Source organism: Rhodoferax sp. GW822-FHT04A08 (assembly GCF_058801025.1).
In genome coordinates, this window is sequence record NZ_JBXAMW010000010.1 from 105,979 (window position 1) to 129,841 (window position 23,863).

The window sequence follows — 23,863 nt, forward strand, 5'->3', positions numbered from 1 at the left end:
AACCGAGGTCGCCATCCATGGCCACCGGGCTGATACTGGCCGTGGTCGGTGCCATCGCTTTCAGCGCCAAGGCCATCATCGTCAAGCTGGCCTATCGCCATGGGGTGGACGCCATCACGCTCATCATGCTGCGCATGCTGTTTGCGCTGCCATTCTTCCTGCTGATTGCCTGGTGGACCGGACTGCCGCGCAATGGCGTCTCGCCCCCGGCGCTCAGCACAGCCGACAAGCTTGGTGTGCTGGGCCTGGGCGTGACGGGCTACTACCTGGCCAGCTTTCTGGACTTTGCCGGGCTGGCGTACATCAGCGCCTCTCTGGAGCGCCTGATCCTGTACCTCAACCCCACGCTGGTACTGGTGCTGGGCCGAGTGCTCTATGGCAAGCCCATACAACGCAACCAGGCACTGGGCATGGCCATCAGCTATGCCGGTGTGATGGTGGTGTTTGGCCACGAGGTGAATCTGGCCGGCACCGATGTGGCACTGGGAACCGTGCTGGTTTTTTTGAGCGCGGTGAGCTACGCCATTTACCTGTCCTACAGCGGCGAACTGGTCAAACGGCTGGGCTCGCTGCGCCTGGTCGGGCTGGCCACCAGCGTGGCCTGTGTCTGCTGCATTGCGCAGTTCGTGATCATGCGCCCCTTGGATGCGGCATTGTCAGTGGCGCCCGAGGTGATCTGGCTTTCGTTGCTCAACGCCGTGGGCTGTACCGTGATACCGGTGCTGCTGGTGATGATGGCCATTGAACGCATAGGCTCCGGGCTGGCTTCCCAGGTAGGCATGGTGGGGCCGATGTCCACCATCACCATGGGTGTGCTGCTGTTGGGCGAACCTTTTACCGGTTGGGTGGTGGTGGGAACGGTGCTGGTGTTGGCGGGCATTTATGTGTGCAGCCGGCCCCGGTTTACCGCCTAAGGAATTTTCAGGAGCGGAACATGGATTTGGGAATTGCAGGCAAATGGGCTCTGGTGTGCGGAGCCAGCAAGGGGCTGGGCTTTGGCTGCGCGCAGGCACTGGTGCGTGAAGGCGTCAACGTGTTGATCGTGGCGCGTGGCAGCGAGGCACTGCAGGCGGCAGCCGACACGCTGACGGCTGATGCGGCGGCGAGTGGCGCAAAGGTAGTGCAGTGCGCCCGCGACATCACCAGCGCTGCCGGTCGCGCTGATGTGCTGGCCCTGCGCGCGGACTTCGACATCGTGGTCACCAATGCGGGTGGACCGCCCACGGGCGATTTCCGCGATTGGGACCGCGATGCCTGGCTGCGCGCCGTCGACGCGAACATGCTCACACCGATCGAGCTCATCAAGGCTACGGTCGACGGCATGGCCAGTCGCGGTTTTGGGCGCATCGTCAACATCACCTCCAGCGCCGTGAAGGCGCCTATCGACAGCCTGGGCCTGTCCAATGGCGCGCGCAGTGGCCTCACGGGCTTTGTCGCGGGTCTGGCACGCAGTGGTGTAGCAGCGCACGGGGTGACCATCAACAACCTGTTGCCCGGCGCGTTTGACACCGATCGGTTGAAGTCCAACTACCAGGCTGCGGCGGCCAAGACGGGCGATAGCCTGGAGTCCGTCACCCAGCGCCGGATTGCCGCCATTCCAGCCAAGCGTCTGGGGCAGGCGGCCGAGTTCGGTGCAGTCTGTGCCTTCTTGTGCAGCCAGCATGCGGCGTATATCAACGGCCAGAACATCCTGGCCGATGGCGGCGCCTTTCCGGGCACGTTTTAACCGGCTGGCGTGCATCGGTCTTCGGGCCCTGCACTACGCCGAAATTGGTTTCGTGGCACCATCGTGCAGTCCTTTTCCTTCTGTACTGCATAACCCGTTCGAATAGACCATGACGCAACACAGCTCCAGAGCCATCCACATCGCCGAACACGGCGGCCCCGAAAAACTTCAGCTGGTCCAAGTCCAGGTGGGTGACCCCGGCCCGGGTGAAATCCGCATCCGCCACAAGGCCGTGGGGCTGAATTTCATTGACGTGTACCAGCGCAGCGGCCTGTACCCCATGCCGATGCCCTTGCAGTTGGGCATGGAGGCCTCCGGTGTGATCGAAGCCGTGGGCGAGGGCGTGACGCACCTGCAGGTCGGCGACCGTGCCGCCTACGCCAGCCAGCCTCCGGGCAGCTACTGCGATCTGCGGGTGATGCCCGCTAAATGCGTGTGCAAGCTGCCGGACGGCATCGATTTCGATACCGGTGCGGCCATGATGCTCAAGGGGCTCACTGCGCAGTACCTGCTCAAGCGTACCCTGCCGCAGGGCGGCTTGAACAAGGGCGACTTTGTGCTGTTCCACGCGGCTGCGGGCGGCGTGGGCCTGATAGCCTGCCAGTGGGCCAAGGCGCTGGGCCTGCAACTGATTGGCACCGCCGGCTCTGACGCCAAATGCGCATTGGCCAAGGCCAACGGCGCGGCCCACGTCATCAATTACGCCAAGGAAGACTTTCTGGCACGTGTCAAGGAAATCACCGGCGGCAAGGGCGTCAAGGTGGTGTACGACTCGGTGGGCAAGGACACCTGGGACAAATCGCTGGACTGCCTGGCACCGTTTGGCCTGATGGCCAGCTTTGGCAACGCGTCGGGCCCGGTGGCGCCGTTTGCCCCCGGCATCCTGGGTGGCAAGGGGTCTATCTACGTGACGCGCCAGACCCTGTTCACCCACATTGCCACGCGCGAAAGCACTCAGGCCATGGCCGATGATCTGTTTGCCGTGGTGTTGTCGGGGGATGTGAAGATTCGCATTGACCAGCGCTTTGCGCTGGAAGATGTGCAGTCCGCCCACCGCGCGCTGGAGGCACGCCAGACGACGGGTTGCACGATCCTGACGCTGTAAGCGGAGGATGGCAGGCCCTGTGGCGGGGTGCCTGCCGCTGCCGCCTTAGGCCTTAGAACAGGAAGCCGGTCGACAGAACCTGCTCTGTCATGATGAGCGTCTGGTCGGCCGAGCCTTGGTACACCGGCACGCCGCGCAGTTGACCATAGGCCCACTTGGAAGTCAGTTCCAGGTAGATCGTCTTGTAGATGGTGTAGCGCAGGCCCACCTCAGCGCCGGCCGTCCATCCGTTGACTTGCCACCAGTCGCCCTTGTTGAAGCAGCAGATGTTGTCGTTCTTGGGGCCCACCTGGACGGAGTTGCCAAGGATGGTGTTCTCGGCGTGCGGCAGAAGGATGCCGGCGCCCACGCGGCTCACCAGCTGCAGGTCACCCGGTTTCTGCTCAGGTCCGGCCAGGTGCTTGAACCACACCGCATTGACCATCAGGTGGTTCAGGCCGTTGTGCAGCGCGTAGTCGAACTGGCCCGGCGTGGCCAGGGTAGCCGGAGCCGGTGCATTGGCAATCGTGCCGGTCACCGGCACATTCTGGTTGTGGTCGATGTTGTATTTGCTGTGGTCCAGCGAGAACTCGATGGCAAACGTCTTCTCGGGGTTCATGAACTTGCCGATGCGGATGTTTTCCTGTGGATTGGTCAGGTCCAGTTCGGTGAGGGACTTGAGCGTATCGCTTGTGCTGGTGGGGAAGTCCGAGCCCTTCACGCCATGTACCGTGAAGTCATTGCCCAAGCCTGGCTGCGAGACGTGGATGTCCGAGTCCTGGTACTGCTGGCGGCTGTAACCCCACGAGAAATACCAGTTGTTTTCCTCGCTGAGCGCGCGCTCCATGCTGGACTTGCTGCCGGCAGCCTGGGTGTTGACCGCAGGTGTGGCCGGCACCTCCGGGGCGCCCTGCGCCAGCACCACAGAACAGGGCAGGAGCGACATGGCGGCGGTGCACAGCAGGTGCTTGGTGGCGGCGGGAATTTTCATGGAATGCTTCTCGGGGCAGGAGTTGAGATGGGGAGGGCGATCAGGGAAAGCCCTTATTTTATCGGGGACCGTCGGGCGGCCCCGTTGACTGTAGTCAACGTCCACGCCGCACGCGCAGCAATTCATCCAGAATCAGACAGGCCGCGCCCAGCGTGATGGCGCTGTCAGCGAGATTGAACGCAGGAAAGTGGATGCCACGGGCGTGGAAGTCCAGAAAGTCCACCACGTAGCCGTGCAACAGGCGGTCAATGACGTTGCCGATGGCGCCTCCCAGCACGCAGGCCAGCGCAAAGCTGAACAGGCGCTGCGCCGCATGCGACTTGAGCATCCACATGATCACGCCTGCGGCAATGCAGCCCAGGGCGGTGAAGAACCAGCGCTGCCAGCCGGATGCATCGGCCAGAAAGGAAAAGGCCGCACCCTGGTTGTGCACGCGCACCACGTTGAAGAAGCTGGTCACATAGGTGCTATCACCCAGGCGGTAGTAGCCCAGGATCAGCACCTTGGTGAACTGGTCGGCCAGCACGATGCAGAAGGCCAGACCGAGCCAGTGCAGCATGCCGATGCCGCCGGATGATTTGGAGCCGCGTGCCATCAGGCGTAGGTCCTGACTTCGCCGGCGCCATACAGGTTGCTGACGCAACGTGCACACAGGGTGGGATGCTCTGCCACGCTGCCCACGTCCAGCTTGTAATGCCAGCAGCGCTCGCACTTGACCGCTTCCGAGGCCTTGGGAGCAATCGCCAGGGCTTCGCCCGCGACCAGAGTGAAAGCCGAGGTGATGAACACGTACTTGAGGTCTTCGCCCAGACTGGCCAGCAACGCGTAGTCTGCCGGGTTCACCGTCAGGGTCACTTCGGCCTGCAGGGACGCGCCCACCTGACCGGCCGCACGCAGCGTCTCGATGTCTTTGTTCACCGCTTCGCGGATTTCGCGAATGCGCGCCCACTTGGTCAGCAAGGCGTTGTCGGCAGGGGCCAGATCCAGATAGGTCTCCAGGAAGATGGATTCCTTCTTGTCGGCGGACACCTTGCCGGCATCGCCCAGAACGGCCCATGCTTCTTCAGCCGTGAAACTCAGGAAAGGCGCCATCCAGCGCAGCATGGCCTGGGTGATCTGCCACAGGGCTGTCTGCGCCGAGCGGCGGGCCAGCGAATGGGCACCGGTGGTGTAGAGACGATCCTTGAGCACGTCCAGATAGAAGGCACCCAGGTCTTCACTGCAGTACACCTGCAGCTTGGCAACCACCGGATGGAACTCGTATTTGCTGTAGTGCTGCAGGATGTCTTCCTGCAACTGGGCCAGACGGCTCAAGGCGTAGCGGTCGATTTCCAGCAACTGGTCTGCAGGCACCGTGTCCTTGGCCGGGTCAAAGTCACTCACATTGGCCAGCAGGAACTTCAGGGTGTTGCGCACACGGCGGTAGGTGTCCACCACACGGGCCAGGATCTTGTCATCACCCGCGATGTCGCCGGAGTAATCGCTGGCGGCAACCCACAAGCGGATGATCTCGGCGCCGAACTTCTTGTTGATGTCCTGCGGGTCGATGCCGTTGCCCAGCGACTTGCTCATCTTTCGGCCCTGGCTATCCACGGTAAAGCCATGGGTCAGCAGGTTGCGATAGGGTGCGCGGTCAAACAGTGCGCAAGCCAACAGCAGCGAGCTGTGGAACCAGCCGCGATGCTGATCGTGGCCTTCGAGGTAGAGGTCGGCTTCGGGGCCTTCACTGTGGAAACCACCCGGATGCTGGCCCCGCAGCACGTGCCAGAAGGTCGATCCTGAGTCGAACCAGACTTCCAGGATGTCACTGCTCTTGGTGTAGTGCGGCGCGTCTTCGGCGCCGAGAATTTGCTCGGCGGTGACGCGGCTCCAGGCCTCGACGCCGCCCTTCTGCACGATATCCGCTGCCTGGTCGAGAATTTCCATGGTGTGCGGATGCAGCTCACCGCTGTCCTTGTGCAGGAAGAAGGGGATAGGCACTCCCCAGGAGCGCTGGCGGCTGATGCACCAGTCGGGCCGGTTGGCGATCATGTCGTGCAATCGTGCGCGGCCGTTCTCCGGGAAGAAGCCGGTTTTGTCGATCGCGTCCAGCGCGAGCTGACGCAGTGTGCGTGGTGCCTTGTCCTTGGTGAAGACGCCTTCGCCCTCGTCCATGCGGATGAACCACTGTGCCGCAGCGCGGTAGATCACCGGTGTCTTGTGGCGCCAGCAGTGCGGGTAGCTGTGGGTAATGGGCTGCGTGGCCATCAGGCGGTCGCTCTGTCCCAGCACTTCGATGATCCGGGCACAGGCCTTCCAGATGTTCATGCCACCAAACAGGGGCAGGTCTTCGGCATAGCTGCCGTTGCCCTGTACGGGGTTGAGGATGTCGTCGTACTTCAGTCCATGCGCCACGCAGCTGTTGAAGTCGTCCACGCCATATGCCGGTGCGGAGTGCACGATGCCGGTACCGTCGCTGTCGCTCACGTAGTCGGCGAGGTACAGGGGAGACAGGCGCTTGTAGCTGTAGGTGCCGGTGCCGCTGTCGGTGTCATACAGCGGATGGCGGAACACCAGGCCGCGCAGGGCTTCGCCCTTGGCCTTGGCAACCACCGTGCCGTCGAGCTTGTAACGCTCCAGACACTTGTCCACCAGGGAGGCGCCCAGCAGCAACACGCCGCGCGGCGTGTCCACCAGCGCATATTCCAACTCGGGGTGGGCATTGAGCGCCTGGTTGGCGGGAATGGTCCATGCGGTAGTGGTCCAGATGACCGCAAAGGCCTTCTTGTTGCCGTCGCCGGGCAGCGCCTGCAGTCCGAAGGCCTTGGCCAGCGCAACCGGGTCATTGGACTCGAAGGCCACGTCCAGCGTGTCGCTCTTCTTGTCAGCGTATTCAATTTCGAACTCGGCCAGCGAGGAACCGCAGTCGAAGCACCAGTACACGGGCTTCAGGCCGCGGTACACAAAGCCACGCTCTATCACGCGCTTGAAGGCGCGGATCTCGCCCGCCTCATTGGCCGGGTCCATGGTCGCATAGCGATGTTCCCAATCACCCAATACGCCCAGGCGTTTGAAGTCAGCCATCTGCAGTGCGATCTGTTCTGTGGCGTAGGCGCGGCTCTTGGCCTGCATATCGTCACGGCTGAGCTGGCGGCCATGTTTCTTCTCAATGGCGTTTTCGATGGGTAGGCCGTGGCAATCCCAGCCGGGAACGTATTGCGCATCAAAGCCGGCGAGCTGCTTGCTCTTGACGATCATGTCCTTGAGCACCTTGTTGACGGCGTGACCCATGTGGATTTGTCCATTGGCATACGGTGGGCCATCGTGCAGCACGAACAGGGGCGCGCCGGCGCGGGCGTCGCGCAGCTTCTTGTAGATGCCTTTGTCGCTCCAGCCGCTGGCCCAGGCGGGTTCGCGCTTGGGCAGGTCACCGCGCATGGGGAAGGCGGTGTCGGGCAGGTTCAGGGTGCTGCGGTAATCAACTTTTTCGGTCATGGCCACTTCTCAGGTTGGGGGCGCAAAAATCGGGAAACGGGGCAGGGCGCAAAGCGCCAGGGGAGGGCTGCCGCCTGGGCGGTTCAGGACATACGCGGGGCTAGGTGCGTAAAGCGAGGCCCCGTCAAATTCGGCTGGCGAGCCAGGCACGCGCGTCGTCACAGTCCTTGCGTATGCCTTGGGTCAAGGCATCCAGACCATCGTATTTGAGCTCGTCGTGCAGTTTGTGCAAAAGTTCCACGCGGATGATTTTACCGTAGGCACCCTCAGGCCCCAGTTCCGCGGGCCAATCCAGGCAATGGGTTTCCAGCAACACGCGGCCGCCGTTCACATCGTTGGGGTCCAGTGAAGGTCGCACGCCCAGATTTGCCACGCCTTGCAAGGGCTTGTCGGACAGGCCATGCACCAGCACCACAAAGATGCCGCTGGCAGCCGGCTTCCAGTGGGCAAAGCGCAGGTTCAGGGTCTTGAAGCCCAGCGTGCGGCCCAGTTTGCGGCCATGCACCACATGGCCGGAAATGCAATACGGGCGACCCAGCAGCCGGGCGGCGTCCAGCATGCGTCCCTCGCCCAGGGCCTCGCGCACAGCAGAACTGGACACGCGCAATCCGTGGTGGGCGTCCGAGCCATGGGCAGAGCCGCCGTGGCGGTAGGAAATTTCGTAGCTGTTCATGCGCGCCACGTCAAAGCCCATGGCCTCACCGGCATCGCTCAGCGTGGCGTAGTCGCCCGAGCGCTTGGCACCAAAGCGGAAGTCGTCGCCCACCAGCACATAGCGTGCGCCCATGCCTTGCACCAGCACATCCCGTATGAATGCCTCAGGCGACAGACCGGCTAGTCTGGCATCGAATGGCAGAACGATGGTCTGGTCGACGCCACACTGCGCCAGATCTTCCAGCTTGTCACGCAGGGTGCCAACGCGCGCCGGGGCCAGGTCAGGCTTGTGGTGTACCGAGGCAAAGAAATCACGCGGATGCGGCTCAAAGGTCAGCACGCAACTGGGCACGCCGCGTTGCGCGGCTTCGCCCCGCAGCAGTGACAGCATTGCCTGGTGGCCCCGGTGCACGCCGTCAAAGTTGCCAATGGTCAGTGCGCAGGCCTGCGCCACGCCCGGGTGTTTGAAACCACGAAAAACCTTCATGAGCCTAGTATCTTTTTGATAGCAGACGGTGCTTGTCCGCCGTGCGTGTGAAGCAAATATGTCATCGAAACCCTGTATATTGTCACCTAGCGCGACATTCCTTCCGTTTAGGGCTTGGCGCGGCAGACATTTGCAGTCCGGGTTAGTGGTTTTTCAACCGTTGATGGAGGTCTTTTGTGAAAGTCTTGAAGTTGTCGGCCCAGGGGCTTCCCCAGTCCTGGATCACGCTGGAGCAGGCGGTGATCCACTACGCAGCAGGTGAAGTGCGCTGGGAGTCCGGGGGGGAGGTGGCTGTGTTTCATGGCGGGCACAATGCGCGCACGGGCAGGCAGTCCATCATCCGTGTCAACAGCATCATCGGTACCCGTGGTGTTCCCAACATCAATCCTTTCAACCTGCGCCCCGGCCTGACCAACAGCAAATTGTTCGCGCGGGACCGCAACGTGTGCGCCTACTGTGGCGGCTTGTTCCACGAAAGCGATCTGACCCGCGAGCACATCATTCCCTTTGCACAGAACGGTATCGATACCTGGATGAATGTGGTCACCGCCTGCAAGCCGTGCAACCACCGCAAGAGCAGCCGCACCCCCGAGCAGGCGCATATGCCCTTGCTGTACACCCCCTATGTGCCCAGCCTGTGGGAAGACTTCATTTTGCGCAACCGCCGCATCCTGGCGGACCAGATGGAATTCCTCATGGCCCACGTGCCGCGGTCCTCCAGACTGCTGACCTAGCCGTCTTCATGACGTGGCTGCGGTGGCATTGCACCGTTGCCACTGTTTTCCAGGGAGCCCATTGCCTTGTTGAAAGGAGTGCTCCCAACCATGCAGTTTCCCCATTCGTTCGATGACCGCCGCCGCAGTTTGCTCGTGGCGGGCATTTCCCTCCCCAGTGCGGGCCTGTTTACGGCCATTCCCTTTGCAGCAAATGCGGCCGGAACATCCGTCCAGGCCATGCTTGCCAAACCCTGGCAGGAAAACCTCGATCCTGCAGACTATCTGGTGAGCGAAAAGCTCGACGGCGTGCGGGCGCTGTGGGATGGCAAGGTACTGCGTTTTCGCAGCGGCAGGCCCATTGCTGCACCCGCCTGGTTTGTGAAGGACCTTCCCGCGACGTTTTTGGATGGGGAGTTGTGGGGCGGCCGCCACCGCTTTGACCAGGTGTCAGGCACGGTGCGCGCAAGCGAGCCCTTGGATGGGCAATGGCATGCTGTGCGCTACATGCTGTTTGACCTGCCGCAGAGTTCCGATCCATTTGCGCAGCGCGCAGCGCATATGCAGGAGCTGGTTGCGCAATCGCGCCTGCCTTGGCTTCAGGCCGTCGAACAAGGTGACGTGGCGGATTCGGCTGCGTTGCATCAGCGTCTGCGAGGCGTAGTGGCTGCCGGTGGCGAGGGTTTGGTGCTGCATAGGCGGGATGGCTTGTGGACCCCGGGACGCAGCGATGCCTTGCGCAAGCTCAAGCCGCTACCAGACGGGGAGGGGCTGGTGCTGGCCCATCTGCCGGGAACCGGCAAGTACCAGGGAAAGATGGGCGCCTTGCTGTTGCAGACGCCCGAAGGCCAGCGCTTTGCGCTGGGCAGCGGGTTTACCGATGCAATGCGCGCCCAGCCGCCCGCCGTGGGCTCGCTGGTCACCTACCGTTACCGGGATCGCACGGCCACGGGTCTGCCCAAGTTCGCCAGCTTTTTGAGGGTGCGCGATGCGGAGTAACGGTCCTCCTTCATCCGTTTGAATGACGTGTTCGGCGCCCCATGGGTTACACGTGACAAAATCCGCGGCACATGAAAAACATCGTCATTCTGATTTCCGGCGGCGGCTCCAACATGGCAGCCATTGTGCGTACGGCTGAGCGCGAGCACTGGGAGCAACGGCTGGGGGCACGCGTGGCGGCAGTCGTCAGCAACCGTGCGGATGCCAAGGGGCTGGAGTTCGCCAAAGCGCAGGGTATTGCCACCCAGGTGCTGGACCACAAGGCATTTCCCAGCCGCGAAGCGTTTGATCGGGCACTGGGCGATGCCATCAGCCGTTATGACACACCCGAGCAGCCTGTGCTGGTGGTGTTGGCGGGTTTCATGCGCATCCTGACGCCGGCCTTTGTCGAGCGATTTGCCGGACGCCTGACCAACATCCATCCATCACTGCTGCCCGCATTCACCGGGCTGCACACGCATCAGCGGGCGATTGACGCGGGGTGCAAGTTTGCCGGGGTCACCGTGCATCTGGTCACTGCGGAGCTGGACCACGGCCCCATCCTCGATCAGGCGGTTGTACCGGTTCTGCCGGATGACACGGCAGACACCCTGGCAGCGCGTGTGCTGACCCAGGAGCACCTGATCTATCCGCGGGCCATTGCCAGACTACTGGCCGTCTGACAGCTTGGCAAAACGGGGCTGCCTGACGCCCTGGAATTCGATCTCCTCCAGAAACATGGCTGCCGGGCGCACCCAGAGCCCGTGCTCGCCGTAGAGCGCGCGGTACAAGGTCATGGGCTCGCAGGTCTCGCTGTGCCGCACCGTGTCCAGCACTTCGTACAAATTGCCCTTGTAATGGCGGTACTTGCCGGGCGGTGTGGTGATCAGTGGGGGGAGGTTTTCGTCGCTCATGGGACAATCCTAGCCTATGCATCCAAAAGCTCTGCTGGACGCCTGCGCCGAATTGGTCAGGCTTACCCTCAAATTCGACCACCCGGCGGACGCCATCGTGGCCCGCTTCTTTCGCGACCACCGAGGCTTCGGGCCGCGCGAGCGCGCCACCATGGCGGAGACGGTCTACACCGTCTTGCGCAAGAAACAGTTGTTCGACCATCTGGCACCCTCGGGCAGTGGCCCCAAGGAGCGTCGTCTGGCCATCCTGGGCTTTTATGGCCCGGGTGACTTTCTGCGCAGCGCACTGACCGATCAGGAAAAGAACTGGCTGGACGCGTGCGAAAAGGTCAAGCCCGAAGACCTGATGGAGCGCCACCGCCACAATCTGCCGGAATGGCTGGTGCAACCCCTCAAGGACCAGCTCGGAGACGGCTTCTGGCCTCTGGTGGAAAGCCTCAACAAGGGCGCCGGATTGGACCTGCGCGTCAACGACTTCAAGGCCAAACGCGCAGATGTACAGAAGGAGCTGGCCGCTGCAGGCATCAAGGCCGTGCCCACACCATATTCCCCTTGGGGTCTGCGCATTGCTGGGCGACCATCGCTCAACAAGATGGATGCCTTTGTCCGTGGTGATTTCGAAGTGCAAGACGAAGGTTCGCAACTGCTGGCCATGCTGGTGGACGCCAAGCGTGGCGAGATGGTGGTTGATTTCTGTGCCGGTGCTGGTGGCAAGACGCTGGCACTGGGAGCAGCTATGCGCAGCACGGGGCGCCTGTATGCGTTTGACACCTCGGCCCACCGTCTGGATTCTTTCAAGCCGCGCATGGCCCGTAGCGGTTTGTCCAATGTGCATCCGGCTGCGATCGCCCACGAACGCGATGACCGCGTCAAGCGCCTGGCAGGCAAGATCGACCGCGTGCTGGTGGATGCACCTTGCACCGGCATGGGAACGTTGCGCCGCAATCCGGACCTGAAATGGCGTCAGAACCTGCAGACCGTGGAAGAGATGACGGTCAAGCAGACGGCCATTCTGCAAAGTGCGGCGCGGCTGGTGAAGTCCGGTGGGCGACTGGTGTACGCCACCTGCAGCGTGCTCCCGCAGGAAAACGAGGCCATAGCCCAGATTTTCAGTGAGGCCAATCCGGACTTTGTACCCTTGCCGGTAGGCCAGGTTTTGACCCAGCTGAAAGTAGCGGATGCCGCCAAGCTCTGCAGCGGTGGTGAGGATGGGCAGCTCTACCTGCGCCTGTGGCCCCACCTGCACGAGACAGACGGTTTCTTTGCTGCAGTGTGGCAAAGAAAATAGTGGCTGCAGAATAGCCTTGGCACGTAAAATCCAAGGCTTAATCGATAAAAGTGCACATGCCTGCACTTTTCTTTCCCTAAATTATTGGTTTCTTTATGTTGTTACCTGACTGGGCTGTGCTGAACGCAGCAATTGAGTGGCTTGCGAACGGCGCGTGGGCTTTGACTTGGTGGCAGATCGTTCTGTTCACTTTGGCTCTGACGCACATCACCATGATCAGCGTCACCGTCTTTCTGCACCGCCACCAGGCGCATCGCGCGCTGGACCTGCACCCGCTGGCTTCGCACTTCTTCCGTTTCTGGCTGTGGTTGACCACCGGCCAGGTTACCAAGGAGTGGGCATCGATTCACCGCAAGCACCACGCCAAATGCGAACAGACCGAAGACCCGCATAGCCCGCATGTGTACGGCATCAAGAAGGTGCTGACGCAAGGGGCCGAGCTGTACCGCGCCGAATCCAAGAATCTGGAAACCCTGGCCCGTTACGGCCACGGCACGCCGAATGACTGGATTGAGCGCAACCTGTACACCCGCTATTCCTGGCAGGGTGTGGGTCTGATGATGATCATCGACCTGTTCCTGTTTGGTGCGGCAGGCTTGGCAGTCTGGGCCGTGCAGATGGCTTGGACGCCCATCATGGCGGCGGGCATCATCAATGGTGCAGCGCATTACTGGGGCTATCGCAATTTCGAAGCACCTGACGCCAGCACCAATATCTCTCCCTGGGGCATCCTCATTGCCGGGGAAGAACTGCATAACAACCACCACACCTATCCCACTTCCGCCAAACTATCGGTCAAGCCCTATGAGTTCGATATTGGCTGGATGTACATCAGCCTGATGCAGATGGTGGGGCTGGCCAAGGTCAAGAAGACACCGCCCAAGGCTGCCTATGGCGACATCCGTCCTGTGGCCGACGAGAAGACTCTGGAAGCACTGATTGCCAATCGCTACGAGCTGATGGCCACTTATGCCAAGGGCATGCGCCAAACGGCCAAGAACGAGTTTGAAGCCATGAAGGCCCGCAGCGCCGATGCCGCGGTCATCAAGGCAGCCAAGCGCTGGCTGCACCGCGATGAAGAAAAGGTGCCCGCGTCCGCTGCGCCCGAGCTGGCCAAGGCCCGTGCGGCTTCGCCTGTGCTGGACAAGATGGTCACCATGCGGGAAGAGCTGCGCCAGATGTGGTTGAACACACATGTCTCTCGCGATCAGTTGGCTCTGGAATTGCAGGCCTGGTGCCGCCGTGCGGAAGAGAGCGGGATCGCTGTTCTGCACGAGTTCTCCATGAAGCTGCGGGCTGCGCACGTTTAAGGTGCTTGCGCTCGGTTAATCAGGCCCGCTTTTGAGCGGGCTTTTTTATTGTGCGGCCGGTTGGAGTCTTTGCTGATGCTCCAGACCCGTCGGGCCATGCGTTTTGCTCCGTGTCCCTCGCGCCCGTTGGGCGCTCCTCCTTTACCTGCGCAAAACGCATGGCCCGACGGATCTTGCGAGAAGTGGGGCGTCAACTGCTTTGGAGATCGCTTTTTGGTGCGCCGACCACTCCAGCGCTTGGCAAGGGACAGGCCTTTTGCGCAGGTAAAGGAGGAGGGCGAAGCCCGGGGGACACGGAGCAAAAGGCCTGTCCCTTGCCAAGCGCGGGCGAGATACAAAAGACATCACATGCAAAAGGTTCAGACGCAAAAAAGCCCGCATGAGAGCGGGCTTTTGGGATTCAAGGGAAGCCTGAATTACTTCAGCTTCATTTCCTTGTATTCCACATGCTTGCGAGCCTTGGGATCAAATTTCTTGATCAGCATCTTCTCGGGCATGGTCTTCTTGTTCTTGCTGGTGGTGTAGAAGTGACCGGTGCCAGCTGTAGATTCCAGCTTGATTTTTTCGCGTCCGCCTTTGGTTGCCATGGTGCTCTACTCCTTAAGCTTGGCCACGTGCGCGCAAATCGGCGAGCACAGAGTCGATACCGTTCTTGTCGATCAGACGAAGGCCGGCGTTGGAAATGCGCAGGCGAACCCAGCGATTTTCAGACTCCACCCAGAAACGGCGGTATTGCAGGTTCGGCAGGAACCGGCGCTTGGTTTTGTTGTTGGCGTGGGAAACGTTGTTTCCGACCATCGGGCCTTTACCCGTTACTTCGCATACGCGTGCCATGAGGACACTCCGATTGAAACGGTCTTAACTCACGATCCGCGCATGCCATACAGGCACACCGATCTCGCCAAGACCTCACCTCGCCAAGAAAAAGGGTGGCGGTAACCCTGTGCTGTTTCCAGCAAAGCCGCTGATTATAGCCGACTATTCCTGTTCCAGGAAGCGCTGGGCGTCCAGGGCGGCCATGCAGCCGGTTCCGGCACTGGTAATGGCCTGGCGGTACACGTGGTCGGCCACGTCACCGGCGGCAAACACACCGGGCACGCTGGTCATGGTGGCAAAGCCATTCAGACCGCCCTTGGTGACCACATAGCCGCCATTCATTTCTAGCTGGCCATTGAATATCTCGGAGTTCGGCGCGTGGCCGATGGCAATGAAGCAGCCCTTGAGCGTCAGGTCTTCGGTTGAGCCGTCCACGGTGCTCTTCAGGCGGATGCCGGTGACGCCGGAAGCATCACCCAGCACTTCGTCCAGGGTGCGGAAGGTCTTGAGCTCGATCTTGCCCGCGGCGACTTTTTCCATCAGCTTGTCGATCAGGATGGCTTCGGCCTTGAACTTGTCACGGCGGTGCACCAGGTACACCTTCTGGGCGATGTTGGACAGGTAGAGCGCTTCTTCGACAGCCGTATTGCCGCCGCCGACTACGCAGCACACTTCATTGCGGTAGAAGAAGCCGTCGCAGGTGGCGCAGCCCGACACACCTTTGCCCATGAAGGCCGTCTCGGATGGCAGGCCCAGGTACTTGGCAGAGGCGCCGGTAGCGACGATCAACGAGTCGCAGGTGTATTCGCCGCTGTCACCTTTCAGGGTGAAAGGGCGCTTGCTCAGGTCGACCGCACTGATGTGGTCGAAAACGATTTCAGTCTTGAAGCGTTCTGCGTGCTCCAGGAAACGTTGCATCAGTTCGGGGCCCTGCACGCCGTTGACGTCGGCGGGCCAGTTGTCTACTTCGGTGGTGGTCATCAGTTGGCCGCCCTGGGCGATACCGGTCACCAGCATGGGGCTGAGGTTGGCACGTGCGGCGTAGATGGCAGCGGTATAGCCCGCGGGGCCGGATCCCAGGACCAGGACCTTGGCGTGTTTGGAGGAGGACATGCAATGCTTTCTGAGAGTGTGGGCCTACGCACTGGTTGCGTCTGATGGCTCGTAAGTGCCATTGTAAATAGTCGCCTGTAGGCCCCGCTGCGCTGGGGATTTGCCAAACCGAACCCATACCGGGCTGGAACGGGTTCGAGTTTACGGGCATGGGGTAAGCTTGCAGTCTCGGTTTTGCACATGACATATTCGCTACACACTCTTCAGTCTTCCGGCCCACGGCCAACACCGACTCCTACCGGTTTGGCACGTTTTGCCAACGAACTGGCCCTGGTGGCCGGATTCATCGTGATTGCCGTCTGGCTGATCGCCATGTTGAGCTATTCACCGCAGGACGCGGCCTGGTCCACCTCAGGGACAGGGCTGGCGGTTATGAACCGCGCTGGCCGCCTGGGTGCCTGGATGGCGGATATGAGTTACTTTTTGCTGGGCTTTTCGGCCTGGTGGGGGCTGGCCGTCTGCTTGCGTCAATGGTTGGCCATGCTTGCCCAGCGGCTGCGCGGGGACGGGCTGCAGCCGGAAGGTCACACCGCTGCATCAGCCCAATCACCTGCTTTCAGCCACCGCTGGACATTCTGGCTCGGGCTGGTCCTGCTTCTTTTCAGCAGCACCACGTTGGAGTGGACACGTTTGTACCGATTCGAAAGTCTGCTGCCGGGTCACAGCGGAGGCGTGCTGGGTTATGTGCTGGGCGCGTGGAGTGTGCGCTGGCTGGGTTTTGCTGGCTCAGGCCTGGTGGCCATCGTTCTGGGCCTGGCCGGTTGCTCGCTGGTGTTCCGCTTCTCCTGGCTGCAAGTGGCGGAGCGCTTGGGTGCCTGGATCTATTCCTTTGTGGAATCCCAGCGGGAAAAGCGCGAAATGGCGCAGGACTTTGAGATCGGCCAGCAGGCCATGCGTGAGCGTGAGGAAGTGGTGATCGAGGAGCGCGAGGAAATCGTGCAGCACCATCCGCAGCCAGTCATTATTGAGCCGCCGCTGCACGTGGATGTGCCGCAAAGTACCCGCGTAGCCAAGGAACGCCAGAAACCGCTTTTCAGCGAGATGCCGGATTCCAAGCTGCCACAGGTGGCTTTGCTCGACGAAGCATTGCAACGGCAGGAAACCGTTTCGCCCGAGACGCTGGAAATGACCAGCCGCATGATCGAGAAGCGTCTGAAGGACTTTGGCGTGGAAGTGCGCGTAGTGTTGGCCCAGCCCGGTCCGGTGATTACCCGTTACGAGATCGAGCCGGCCACGGGGGTCAAGGGCTCGCAGATCGTGGGACTGGCCAAGGACCTCGCGCGCTCGCTCAGTCTGGTGTCCATCCGTGTGGTGGAGACCATCCCTGGCAAGAACTACATGGCGCTGGAGTTGCCCAATGCCAAACGCCAGAGCATTCGCTTGTCCGAGATTCTGGGCTCGCAGGTCTACAACGAAGCCAAGTCCATGCTCAGCATGGGCCTGGGCAAGGACATCATCGGCAACCCCATCGTGGCCGATCTGGCCAAGATGCCGCACGTGCTGGTGGCCGGTACCACCGGCTCCGGCAAATCGGTGGGTATCAATGCCATGATTTTGAGCCTACTCTACAAGGCCGAGGCACGCGATGTGCGGCTGCTGATGATCGATCCCAAGATGCTGGAAATGTCGGTGTATGAAGGCATTCCCCATCTGCTGTGTCCGGTCGTGACCGACATGAAGCAGGCCTCCAATGGGCTGAACTGGTGCGTGGCCGAAATGGAAAAGCGTTACAAGCTCATGAGCAAGATGGGCGTTCGCAATCTGGCTGGCTTCAATGCCAAGATTGACGAAGCCAAGGCCAAGGGCGAGTTCGTCTACAACCCGTTCAGCCTGACGCCCGAAAGCCCCGAGCCACTGGAGCGTCTGCCCCACATCGTGGTGGTGATCGATGAGCTGGCTGACCTGATGATGGTGGTTGGCAAGAAGATTGAAGAGCTCATTGCACGGCTGGCGCAGAAAGCCCGCGCTGCAGGTATCCACCTGATCCTTGCTACACAGCGCCCCAGCGTGGATGTGATCACCGGCCTGATCAAGGCCAACATCCCCACACGCATCGCATTCCAGGTCAGCAGCAAGATCGACAGCCGCACCATCCTGGACCAGATGGGGGCCGAGGCCTTGCTGGGCATGGGTGACATGCTCTACATGCCCAGTGGTACGGGCTTGCCGATACGGGTGCATGGCGCGTTTGTGAGTGACGATGAGGTGCACCGCGTGGTGAGCTACCTCAAGGAGCAGGGCGGTGAGCCCAACTACATCGAAGGCATTCTGGAAGGCGGCACTGTCGATGGGGAAGAGGGCGGCATGCTGGGCGAAGCAGGCGGTGAAAAAGACCCGATGTACGACCAGGCGGTGGAGGTGGTGCTGAAGAATCGCAAGGCCAGTATCTCCCTGGTGCAACGCCACCTCAAGATCGGCTACAACCGCGCGGCTCGACTGGTGGAAGACATGGAAAAGGCCGGCTTGGTGAGCTCCATGAGCAGCAGCGGCCAGCGCGACATCCTGGTGCCCGCGCGCAACGAATAATCATGCTGAAAAAACTATTTGCCTTCGGGCTGCTGGCCGCCACGGCCATCACTGCAAACGCCTCCGGGCTGGATAGCCTGGAGCAATTTGTCAAAACGGCCAAGACCGGGCGTGCCGACTTCACACAGACGGTGACCGCACCGGCCAAAGAGGGGCAGCCGGCGCGTACCAAGACTTCCAGTGGTGTCTTTGAGTTTGCACGCCCCAGCCGCTTTCGCTTCAACTATCGCAAGCCGTTTGAGCAGACCATAGTTGCCGACGGACAGACGCTGTGGCTGTATGACGTGGACCTGAATCAGGTGACGTCGCGCAAGCAATCGACGGCGCTGGCTTCCAGCCCTGCGGCAGTCATTGCCTCGGCTCCCGATCTCAAGGCACTGCAGGCAGACTTTGTGCTGACGTCCGCGCCCGACAAGGACGGTCTTGAATGGGTGCTGGCGAGTCCCAAGGCCAAGGACGGCTTGCTGCAGTCCGTGCGCGTCGGTTTTCAAGGGGTGGAGCTGTCGGTGTTGGAAATTGTGGACAGTTTTGGACAGCGCTCGGTCATGCGGTTCAGCAATCTGCGCGTCAACGCACCCTTGGATGCTGCAGCGTTTCAATTCAAGCCGCCTGCGGGCGCTGACGTGATCCAGCAATAGCCACCGTATGGCCAAGCCAGCGTCGAATCACCAGCCATTGGCCGAACGCCTGCGCCCCAAGAGTTTGGGCGAGGTCATTGGCCAACAGCATCTGCTGGGTCCCGGCATGGCCCTGCGTCTGGCCTTTGAATCCGGGCAGCCGCACAGCTGCATCCTGTGGGGTCCGCCGGGTACCGGCAAGACCACCATTGCACGACTGATGGCAGACGCCTTTGATGCGCAGTTCATCACCATCAGTGCGGTGCTGGGCGGCGTGAAAGACATCCGGGAAGCGGTTGAACAGGCAGAAGCCGCGCGCGATGGTTTGGAGCAGCGGCGCACCATCGTGTTCGTGGACGAGGTGCATCGCTTCAACAAGAGCCAACAGGATGCCTTTCTGCCGCATGTGGAAAGCGGTTTGTTCACGTTCATTGGTGCGACCACGGAGAACCCTTCTTTCGAAGTGAATTCGGCGCTGCTGTCGCGTGCTGCTGTCTATGTGTTGCAGTCCCTGGGGCCGCAGGACATGCAGCAGATCGTGGAGCGGGCCATTGCCGAGAGCACGCTGCCGGCGATTGAAGCGGCTGCAGTGGATCGCCTGATTGCATATGCTGATGGCGATGCGCGACGCCTGCTCAATACGCTGGAGACACTGGCCATTGCCGCCATGCAGGAGAAGATTGCCGAGATTTCCGACGTCTGGCTGCTCAAGGTGCTGGGCGAACGCATGCGCCGCTATGACAAAGGGGGCGAGCAGTTTTATGACACCATCTCGGCGCTGCATAAAAGTGTGCGTGGATCGGACCCGGATGCCTCGCTGTATTGGTTTGTACGCATGCTCGATGGTGGTGCCGACCCGCGCTACATGGCGCGCCGACTGATTCGCATGGCCAGTGAAGACATCGGTCTGGCGGACCCACGAGCCCTGCGACTGGCACTGGATGCCGCCGACGTATATGAGCGCCTGGGCACCCCGGAAGGTGAGCTGGCGTTGGCCGAATGCGTGGTCTATCTGGCTGTGGCTCCCAAGTCCAACGCGGTCTACAAGGCTTACAACGCTGCCAAGTCATTCATCAAGAAGGACGGCACACGCCCGGTGCCCATGCACCTGCGCAATGCACCGACCAAGCTCATGAAGGAACTGGACTACGGCAAGGGCTACCGATACGCCCATGATGAAGAGGATGGATTCGCCGCGGGCGAGCAATACCTGCCCGATGGCTTGCAGGATCAACGTTTTTACCAGCCTGTGGAGCGCGGGCTGGAAATTCGCATTGCCGAGAAAATGCGAACCTTGCATGCGCTCAACCAAAAAAAACATAAGAGCGACTAATGGGCCATGATTCGCGACCGCGCGAGGGTAAACCCCCGCCGCGCTGCGACTGAAACACCGCCCCCTTTCGCTACAATCCCCCCCACTCAAGCGCCACCAAACCCAATGTGGCGAGTTTCTTGCTAGGAACTGGTAGAGCCCACAAGGCCGAACCGCTTGTCAACAAAATGCAAACACAGCTTGTTGGTTCAGGCGCCGGCCACAAATCGGAGATAAGTTTATGGATATATTGGTACAGCAGATCATCAACGGTCTGGTGTTAGGTAGCATGTATGCGCTCATCGCGCTCGGCTACACGATGGTGTACGGCATCATCAACCTCATCAACTTCGCCCATGGTGAGGTCATGATGGTGGGGGCATTGACCAGTTGGACCGTCATTGGCTGGCTGCAGCCCGCGATGCCCGGCATCCCAGGGTTTGTGCTCCTCTTCATTGCACTCGTCATAGCGTGCGTGGTGGCAGCCACTCTCAACTTCCTGATTGAGAAGATCGCCTACCGCCCCTTGCGCAACAGTCCCAAGCTGGCCCCCTTGATCACCGCCATCGGCATGTCCATCCTCTTGCAGACGCTGGCCATGATCATCTGGAAGCCCAACTACAAGTCCTATCCCACGCTGCTGCCCAGCACGCCCATTGATATTGCCGGGGCAGTGATCACGCCGACCCAGGTGATGATCCTGGGCGTGACTGCCGTTTCGTTGGCACTGCTGATGTGGCTGGTCAATTACACCAAGCTCGGTCGCGCCATGCGCGCCACCGCCGAGAACCCCCGTGTGGCGGGTTTGATGGGTGTCAAGCCCGATATGGTGATTTCTGCGACCTTCATCATCGGTGCCGTGCTGGCTGCCATTGCCGGTGTGATGTATGCCTCCAATTACGGTACGGCACAACATGCCATGGGCTTCCTGCCTGGCCTCAAGGCCTTCACTGCGGCTGTGTTCGGTGGCATCGGCAATCTGGCTGGCGCCGTGGTCGGCGCGATCCTGCTGGGCCTGATCGAGTCCATCGGTGCGGGCTACATCGGCGACTTGACCGGTGGTGTGCTGGGAAGCAACTACTCCGACATCTTTGCCTTCATCGTGCTGATCATTGTGTTGACCTTGCGTCCTTCGGGCTTGCTGGGTGAGCGTGTTGCTGACCGTGCGTGAGGAGAACATCAACATGACACAACAAAAGAAAATCGTCACTTTCCTTGCTGCGGGTATTGCGCTGATCGTGCTGCCGCTGTTTCTGCAAAGCTTTGGCAATGCCTGGGTGCGTATTGCCGACGTGGCCTTGCTCTATGTGCTGCTCTCGCTGGGCCTGAACATTGTGGTGGGTTACGCCGGTCTGCTGGACTTGGGCTATGTGGCTTTCTTTGCCATTGGCGCTTACATGTATGGCCTGCTGTCTTCGCCGCACTTGTCGGAATCCTTCGAGTTCATTGCGCAGACCTTTCCCAATGGACTGCACCAGCCGCTGTGGGTGATCATCCCCGCCGGTGCCGGTCTGGCAGGTCTGTTTGGCGTGCTGCTGGGTGCACCTACCTTGCGATTGCGTGGTGACTACCTTGCCATTGTGACACTGGGCTTCGGCGAAATCATCCGCGTGTTCATGAACAACCTGGACGCGCCCATCAACATCACCAACGGCCCCAAGGGCATCAGCTCGATCGACTCGCTGCACTTCTTCGGGCTGGATCTGGGCAAGAAGGTATCGGTCGGTGGCTTTGAAATCGCCTCCGTCTCGCTGTATTACTACCTGTTCCTGGTGCTGGTGCTCTTCAGTATCGTCATCTGCCACCGCCTGGAACTCTCGCGCGTGGGACGTGCCTGGATGGCCATCCGCGAAGACGAAATTGCGGCCAAGGCCATGGGCATCAACACCCGCAACATGAAGCTGCTGGCTTTCGGCATGGGCGCCACCTTTGGTGGTGTGTCGGGTGTGATGTTCGGTGCCTTCCAGGGCTTCATTTCGCCAGAGTCTTTCACCCTGATGGAGTCGGTGATGATCGTGGCCATGGTGGTGCTTGGCGGTGTGGGGCATTTGCCCGGCGTGGTGCTGGGCGCTGTGCTGCTGTCAGCTCTGCCCGAAGTGCTGCGCTTCGTCGCAGGCCCCCTGCAAGCTGCTACCGGCGGTCGACTGGATGCGTCCATTCTCCGCCAACTGCTGATTGCATTGGCCATGATCACCATCATGCTCTCCAGGCCGCGTGGCCTGTGGCCCTCACCCGAGCACGGCAAGTCCTTGCAGACGGCCAAATCCTGAAGCAGTGGGAAATACCAACATGACAGATACCGTATTGAACGTCTCCGGTGTGTCCAAGCGCTTTGGCGGCCTGCAGGCCCTGAGCGATGTGGGCATCAATATCAAGCGTGGCCAGGTGTATGGCCTGATCGGCCCCAATGGCGCCGGCAAGACCACTTTCTTCAACGTGCTGACTGGGCTCTACACGCCCGACAGCGGCAGTTTCGAGTTGGCAGGCAAGCCCTACCAACCCACCGCAGTGCACCTGGTGGCCAAGGCCGGCATTGCACGCACCTTCCAGAACATCCGCTTGTTCTCTGAAATGACCGCCCTGGAAAATGTGATGGTGGGTCGCCACATCCGTACCCATTCCGGCCTGTTTGGCGCGGTGCTGCGCACCCCCAGCTTCAAGAAGGAGGAGGCCGAGATTGCCGCCCGTGCCCAGGAGTTGCTGAACTACGTGGGCATTGGTAAGTTCACCGACTACAAGGCACGCACCCTGAGCTATGGTGACCAGCGTCGTCTGGAGATTGCCCGTGCGCTGGCAACCGATCCGCAACTGATTGCGCTGGACGAGCCCGCAGCCGGCATGAACGCTACCGAAAAGGTCATGCTGCGCGAGCTGATTGACCAGATCCGCAAGGACAACCGCACCATCCTGCTGATCGAGCACGATGTGAAGCTGGTGATGGGACTGTGTGACCGTGTCACGGTGCTGGACTACGGCAAGCAGATTGCCGAAGGCACACCGGCTGATGTACAGAAGAACGAAAAAGTGATTGAGGCCTACCTGGGCACCAGCGGGCACTGAGGACTAGACACATGACAAAACAGACTTTACTCAAAGTGACCGGCCTCAAGGTCGCATACGGTGGCATTCAGGCAGTCAAGGGTGTGGACTTCGAAGTGCATGAAGGCGAGCTGGTTTCCCTGATCGGCTCCAACGGCGCCGGCAAGACCACCACCATGAAGGCCATTACTGGCACCCTTCCCATCAATGCTGGTGACATCGAATACCTGGGCCGCAGCATCAAGGGTCAAGGCCCTTGGGACTTGGTCAAGCAAGGCCTGGCCATGGTGCCGGAAGGTCGTGGTGTGTTCACCCGCATGACCATCATCGAGAACCTGCAGATGGGTGCCTACATCCGCAGCGACAAGGCCGATATTGCGACCGACATGGAGAAGATGTTCACCATCTTCCCGCGTCTGAAGGAGCGCAAGGACCAATTGGCAGGCACCATGTCGGGCGGTGAGCAGCAGATGCTGGCCATGGGCCGTGCGCTCATGAGCCGCCCCAAGGTGCTGCTGCTGGACGAGCCTTCCATGGGTCTGTCGCCCATCATGGTCGACAAGATCTTCGAAGTGGTGCGTGACGTGTATGCACAAGGCGTGACCATTCTGCTGGTGGAGCAAAACGCCAGCCGCGCACTGGCGCTTGCCAATCGCGGTTATGTGATGGAGTCCGGCATCGTCACCATGGGCGGTGACGCCAAGCAGATGCTGAACGACCCCAAGGTGCGCGCAGCCTATCTGGGCGAATAAGAACTACGTCTTCTTCTGCGCGAAGCCACACGGGCACTTCCCCGTGTGGCTTTCGTGTTTTTGGTTTCC

At 60.8% G+C, this 23,863-nt stretch carries 23 protein-coding genes; 15 read left to right on the plus strand and 8 right to left on the minus strand.

What is annotated here, in order from left to right:
• The first annotated feature begins 17 nt into the window (after nucleotides 1-17).
• The 3 genes from AC1RMF_RS18615 to AC1RMF_RS18625 all read left to right on the plus strand — a co-directional run bounded on the left by AC1RMF_RS18615 (nucleotide 18) and on the right by AC1RMF_RS18625 (nucleotide 2,831).
• Nucleotides 18-914: a DMT family transporter gene (locus tag AC1RMF_RS18615; protein ID WP_493143454.1), complete on the plus strand. Its 897-nt coding sequence runs from the start codon at nucleotides 18-20 to the stop codon at nucleotides 912-914.
• Nucleotides 915-934: 20 nt separating this feature from the next.
• Nucleotides 935-1,726, plus strand: a complete 792-nt coding sequence (locus AC1RMF_RS18620) for an SDR family oxidoreductase (RefSeq protein ID WP_493143456.1) — start codon at nucleotides 935-937, stop codon at nucleotides 1,724-1,726.
• Between the two features lie 109 nt (nucleotides 1,727-1,835).
• Nucleotides 1,836-2,831: a quinone oxidoreductase family protein gene (locus tag AC1RMF_RS18625; protein ID WP_493143458.1), complete on the plus strand. Its 996-nt coding sequence runs from the start codon at nucleotides 1,836-1,838 to the stop codon at nucleotides 2,829-2,831.
• A gap of 52 nt (nucleotides 2,832-2,883) precedes the next feature.
• Here the strand turns inward: AC1RMF_RS18625 and AC1RMF_RS18630 are convergent, their stop codons facing one another.
• The 4 genes from AC1RMF_RS18630 to AC1RMF_RS18645 form a co-directional block, all read right to left on the minus strand.
• A complete protein-coding gene (locus AC1RMF_RS18630) occupies nucleotides 2,884-3,801 on the minus strand; it encodes a hypothetical protein (RefSeq protein ID WP_342618468.1) in 918 nt (305 codons plus the stop codon).
• A 94-nt stretch (nucleotides 3,802-3,895) separates the two neighbouring features.
• Nucleotides 3,896-4,396, minus strand: a complete 501-nt coding sequence (gene lspA / locus AC1RMF_RS18635) for a signal peptidase II (RefSeq protein ID WP_342618467.1) — start codon at nucleotides 4,394-4,396, stop codon at nucleotides 3,896-3,898.
• On the minus strand, nucleotides 4,396-7,275 hold the full coding sequence (ileS, locus tag AC1RMF_RS18640; protein WP_493143461.1) for an isoleucine--tRNA ligase: 2,880 nt from the start codon (nucleotides 7,273-7,275) through the stop codon (nucleotides 4,396-4,398). Before ileS ends, lspA begins: the two co-directional genes overlap by 1 nt.
• 124 nt (nucleotides 7,276-7,399) lie before the next feature.
• Entirely contained in the window at nucleotides 7,400-8,416 is a 1,017-nt protein-coding gene (locus tag AC1RMF_RS18645) for a bifunctional riboflavin kinase/FAD synthetase (protein ID WP_493143463.1), read from the minus strand.
• Nucleotides 8,417-8,592: 176 nt separating this feature from the next.
• On the opposite strand from AC1RMF_RS18645, the gene AC1RMF_RS18650 reads away from it, so the two are divergent.
• The 3 genes from AC1RMF_RS18650 to purN all read left to right on the plus strand — a co-directional run bounded on the left by AC1RMF_RS18650 (nucleotide 8,593) and on the right by purN (nucleotide 10,790).
• Nucleotides 8,593-9,150, plus strand: coding sequence for an HNH endonuclease (locus AC1RMF_RS18650; RefSeq protein ID WP_342618464.1), 558 nt, complete (start codon nucleotides 8,593-8,595; stop codon nucleotides 9,148-9,150).
• A gap of 90 nt (nucleotides 9,151-9,240) precedes the next feature.
• Complete coding sequence (locus tag AC1RMF_RS18655; protein ID WP_493143465.1) at nucleotides 9,241-10,128, plus strand: DNA ligase; 888 nt, start codon at nucleotides 9,241-9,243, stop codon at nucleotides 10,126-10,128.
• A gap of 71 nt (nucleotides 10,129-10,199) precedes the next feature.
• Nucleotides 10,200-10,790, plus strand: coding sequence for a phosphoribosylglycinamide formyltransferase (purN, locus tag AC1RMF_RS18660; protein ID WP_493143466.1), 591 nt, complete (start codon nucleotides 10,200-10,202; stop codon nucleotides 10,788-10,790).
• On the opposite strand, the gene AC1RMF_RS18665 is transcribed toward purN, so the two are convergent.
• Nucleotides 10,776-11,021 (minus strand): DUF1653 domain-containing protein, encoded by a 246-nt coding sequence (locus tag AC1RMF_RS18665; protein WP_342618461.1) that lies wholly within the window; start codon nucleotides 11,019-11,021, stop codon nucleotides 10,776-10,778. The two genes, purN and AC1RMF_RS18665, sit on opposite strands and share 15 nt — an antisense overlap.
• A 16-nt stretch (nucleotides 11,022-11,037) precedes the next feature.
• Between AC1RMF_RS18665 and AC1RMF_RS18670 the strand changes: the two genes are divergently transcribed.
• Nucleotides 11,038-12,309 (plus strand): RsmB/NOP family class I SAM-dependent RNA methyltransferase, encoded by a 1,272-nt coding sequence (locus tag AC1RMF_RS18670; RefSeq protein ID WP_493143468.1) that lies wholly within the window; start codon nucleotides 11,038-11,040, stop codon nucleotides 12,307-12,309.
• Nucleotides 12,310-12,404: 95 nt separating this feature from the next.
• Nucleotides 12,405-13,619, plus strand: coding sequence for a DesA family fatty acid desaturase (locus tag AC1RMF_RS18675; RefSeq protein WP_493143470.1), 1,215 nt, complete (start codon nucleotides 12,405-12,407; stop codon nucleotides 13,617-13,619).
• Nucleotides 13,620-14,035: 416 nt separating this feature from the next.
• On the opposite strand, the gene rpmG is transcribed toward AC1RMF_RS18675, so the two are convergent.
• The 3 genes from rpmG to trxB all read right to left on the minus strand — a co-directional run bounded on the left by rpmG (nucleotide 14,036) and on the right by trxB (nucleotide 15,548).
• The gene (gene rpmG, locus AC1RMF_RS18680; protein ID WP_342618458.1) at nucleotides 14,036-14,206 is read right to left on the minus strand and encodes a 50S ribosomal protein L33; all 171 of its coding nucleotides are present in this window, start codon (nucleotides 14,204-14,206) and stop codon (nucleotides 14,036-14,038) included.
• Between the two features lie 13 nt (nucleotides 14,207-14,219).
• Complete coding sequence (gene rpmB / locus AC1RMF_RS18685; protein ID WP_087496789.1) at nucleotides 14,220-14,453, minus strand: 50S ribosomal protein L28; 234 nt, start codon at nucleotides 14,451-14,453, stop codon at nucleotides 14,220-14,222.
• A 144-nt stretch (nucleotides 14,454-14,597) separates the two neighbouring features.
• Nucleotides 14,598-15,548, minus strand: coding sequence for a thioredoxin-disulfide reductase (gene trxB / locus AC1RMF_RS18690; RefSeq protein WP_342618457.1), 951 nt, complete (start codon nucleotides 15,546-15,548; stop codon nucleotides 14,598-14,600).
• A 180-nt stretch (nucleotides 15,549-15,728) separates the two neighbouring features.
• On the opposite strand from trxB, the gene AC1RMF_RS18695 reads away from it, so the two are divergent.
• From AC1RMF_RS18695 to AC1RMF_RS18725, 7 genes are all read left to right on the plus strand, one after another.
• Nucleotides 15,729-18,074, plus strand: coding sequence for a DNA translocase FtsK (locus tag AC1RMF_RS18695; RefSeq protein ID WP_493143472.1), 2,346 nt, complete (start codon nucleotides 15,729-15,731; stop codon nucleotides 18,072-18,074).
• 2 nt (nucleotides 18,075-18,076) lie between these two features.
• Nucleotides 18,077-18,712 carry an outer membrane lipoprotein periplasmic chaperone LolA gene (gene lolA, locus AC1RMF_RS18700; protein WP_493143474.1) on the plus strand — a complete coding sequence of 212 codons (636 nt, stop codon included), beginning with the start codon at nucleotides 18,077-18,079 and terminating at the stop codon, nucleotides 18,710-18,712.
• Nucleotides 18,713-18,719: 7 nt separating this feature from the next.
• Nucleotides 18,720-20,024, plus strand: a complete 1,305-nt coding sequence (locus AC1RMF_RS18705) for a replication-associated recombination protein A (RefSeq protein ID WP_493143476.1) — start codon at nucleotides 18,720-18,722, stop codon at nucleotides 20,022-20,024.
• Between the two features lie 220 nt (nucleotides 20,025-20,244).
• Complete coding sequence (locus AC1RMF_RS18710) at nucleotides 20,245-21,174, plus strand: branched-chain amino acid ABC transporter permease (RefSeq protein WP_342618453.1); 930 nt, start codon at nucleotides 20,245-20,247, stop codon at nucleotides 21,172-21,174.
• Between the two features lie 13 nt (nucleotides 21,175-21,187).
• Nucleotides 21,188-22,273, plus strand: coding sequence for a branched-chain amino acid ABC transporter permease (locus tag AC1RMF_RS18715; RefSeq protein WP_342618452.1), 1,086 nt, complete (start codon nucleotides 21,188-21,190; stop codon nucleotides 22,271-22,273).
• A 19-nt stretch (nucleotides 22,274-22,292) separates the two neighbouring features.
• Nucleotides 22,293-23,063 carry an ABC transporter ATP-binding protein gene (locus tag AC1RMF_RS18720; protein WP_342618451.1) on the plus strand — a complete coding sequence of 257 codons (771 nt, stop codon included), beginning with the start codon at nucleotides 22,293-22,295 and terminating at the stop codon, nucleotides 23,061-23,063.
• Nucleotides 23,064-23,074: 11 nt separating this feature from the next.
• Nucleotides 23,075-23,794 (plus strand): ABC transporter ATP-binding protein, encoded by a 720-nt coding sequence (locus AC1RMF_RS18725; protein WP_493143479.1) that lies wholly within the window; start codon nucleotides 23,075-23,077, stop codon nucleotides 23,792-23,794.
• Nucleotides 23,795-23,863 lie beyond the last annotated feature (69 nt).

Bases quoted from the DNA above. Each gene is read 5' to 3' on its own strand.
- ileS (WP_493143461.1), bottom strand. From the start codon at position 7,275: ATGACCGAAAAAGTTGATTACCGCAGCACCCTGAACCTGCCCGACACC.
- AC1RMF_RS18665 (WP_342618461.1), bottom strand. From the start codon at position 11,021: ATGAGCGACGAAAACCTCCCCCCACTGATCACCACACCGCCCGGCAAG.
- AC1RMF_RS18720 (WP_342618451.1), top strand. From the start codon at position 22,293: ATGACAGATACCGTATTGAACGTCTCCGGTGTGTCCAAGCGCTTTGGC.
- rpmG (WP_342618458.1), bottom strand. From the start codon at position 14,206: ATGGCAACCAAAGGCGGACGCGAAAAAATCAAGCTGGAATCTACAGCT.
- lolA (WP_493143474.1), top strand. From the start codon at position 18,077: ATGCTGAAAAAACTATTTGCCTTCGGGCTGCTGGCCGCCACGGCCATC.
- AC1RMF_RS18705 (WP_493143476.1), top strand. From the start codon at position 18,720: ATGGCCAAGCCAGCGTCGAATCACCAGCCATTGGCCGAACGCCTGCGC.
- AC1RMF_RS18710 (WP_342618453.1), top strand. From the start codon at position 20,245: ATGGATATATTGGTACAGCAGATCATCAACGGTCTGGTGTTAGGTAGC.
- trxB (WP_342618457.1), bottom strand. From the start codon at position 15,548: ATGTCCTCCTCCAAACACGCCAAGGTCCTGGTCCTGGGATCCGGCCCC.
- AC1RMF_RS18695 (WP_493143472.1), top strand. From the start codon at position 15,729: ATGACATATTCGCTACACACTCTTCAGTCTTCCGGCCCACGGCCAACA.
- AC1RMF_RS18625 (WP_493143458.1), top strand. From the start codon at position 1,836: ATGACGCAACACAGCTCCAGAGCCATCCACATCGCCGAACACGGCGGC.
- AC1RMF_RS18620 (WP_493143456.1), top strand. From the start codon at position 935: ATGGATTTGGGAATTGCAGGCAAATGGGCTCTGGTGTGCGGAGCCAGC.
- AC1RMF_RS18675 (WP_493143470.1), top strand. From the start codon at position 12,405: ATGTTGTTACCTGACTGGGCTGTGCTGAACGCAGCAATTGAGTGGCTT.
- AC1RMF_RS18630 (WP_342618468.1), bottom strand. From the start codon at position 3,801: ATGAAAATTCCCGCCGCCACCAAGCACCTGCTGTGCACCGCCGCCATG.
- AC1RMF_RS18655 (WP_493143465.1), top strand. From the start codon at position 9,241: ATGCAGTTTCCCCATTCGTTCGATGACCGCCGCCGCAGTTTGCTCGTG.
- AC1RMF_RS18715 (WP_342618452.1), top strand. From the start codon at position 21,188: ATGACACAACAAAAGAAAATCGTCACTTTCCTTGCTGCGGGTATTGCG.
- AC1RMF_RS18670 (WP_493143468.1), top strand. From the start codon at position 11,038: ATGCATCCAAAAGCTCTGCTGGACGCCTGCGCCGAATTGGTCAGGCTT.
- AC1RMF_RS18645 (WP_493143463.1), bottom strand. From the start codon at position 8,416: ATGAAGGTTTTTCGTGGTTTCAAACACCCGGGCGTGGCGCAGGCCTGC.
- AC1RMF_RS18615 (WP_493143454.1), top strand. From the start codon at position 18: ATGGCCACCGGGCTGATACTGGCCGTGGTCGGTGCCATCGCTTTCAGC.
- AC1RMF_RS18725 (WP_493143479.1), top strand. From the start codon at position 23,075: ATGACAAAACAGACTTTACTCAAAGTGACCGGCCTCAAGGTCGCATAC.
- lspA (WP_342618467.1), bottom strand. From the start codon at position 4,396: ATGGCACGCGGCTCCAAATCATCCGGCGGCATCGGCATGCTGCACTGG.
- rpmB (WP_087496789.1), bottom strand. From the start codon at position 14,453: ATGGCACGCGTATGCGAAGTAACGGGTAAAGGCCCGATGGTCGGAAAC.
- purN (WP_493143466.1), top strand. From the start codon at position 10,200: ATGAAAAACATCGTCATTCTGATTTCCGGCGGCGGCTCCAACATGGCA.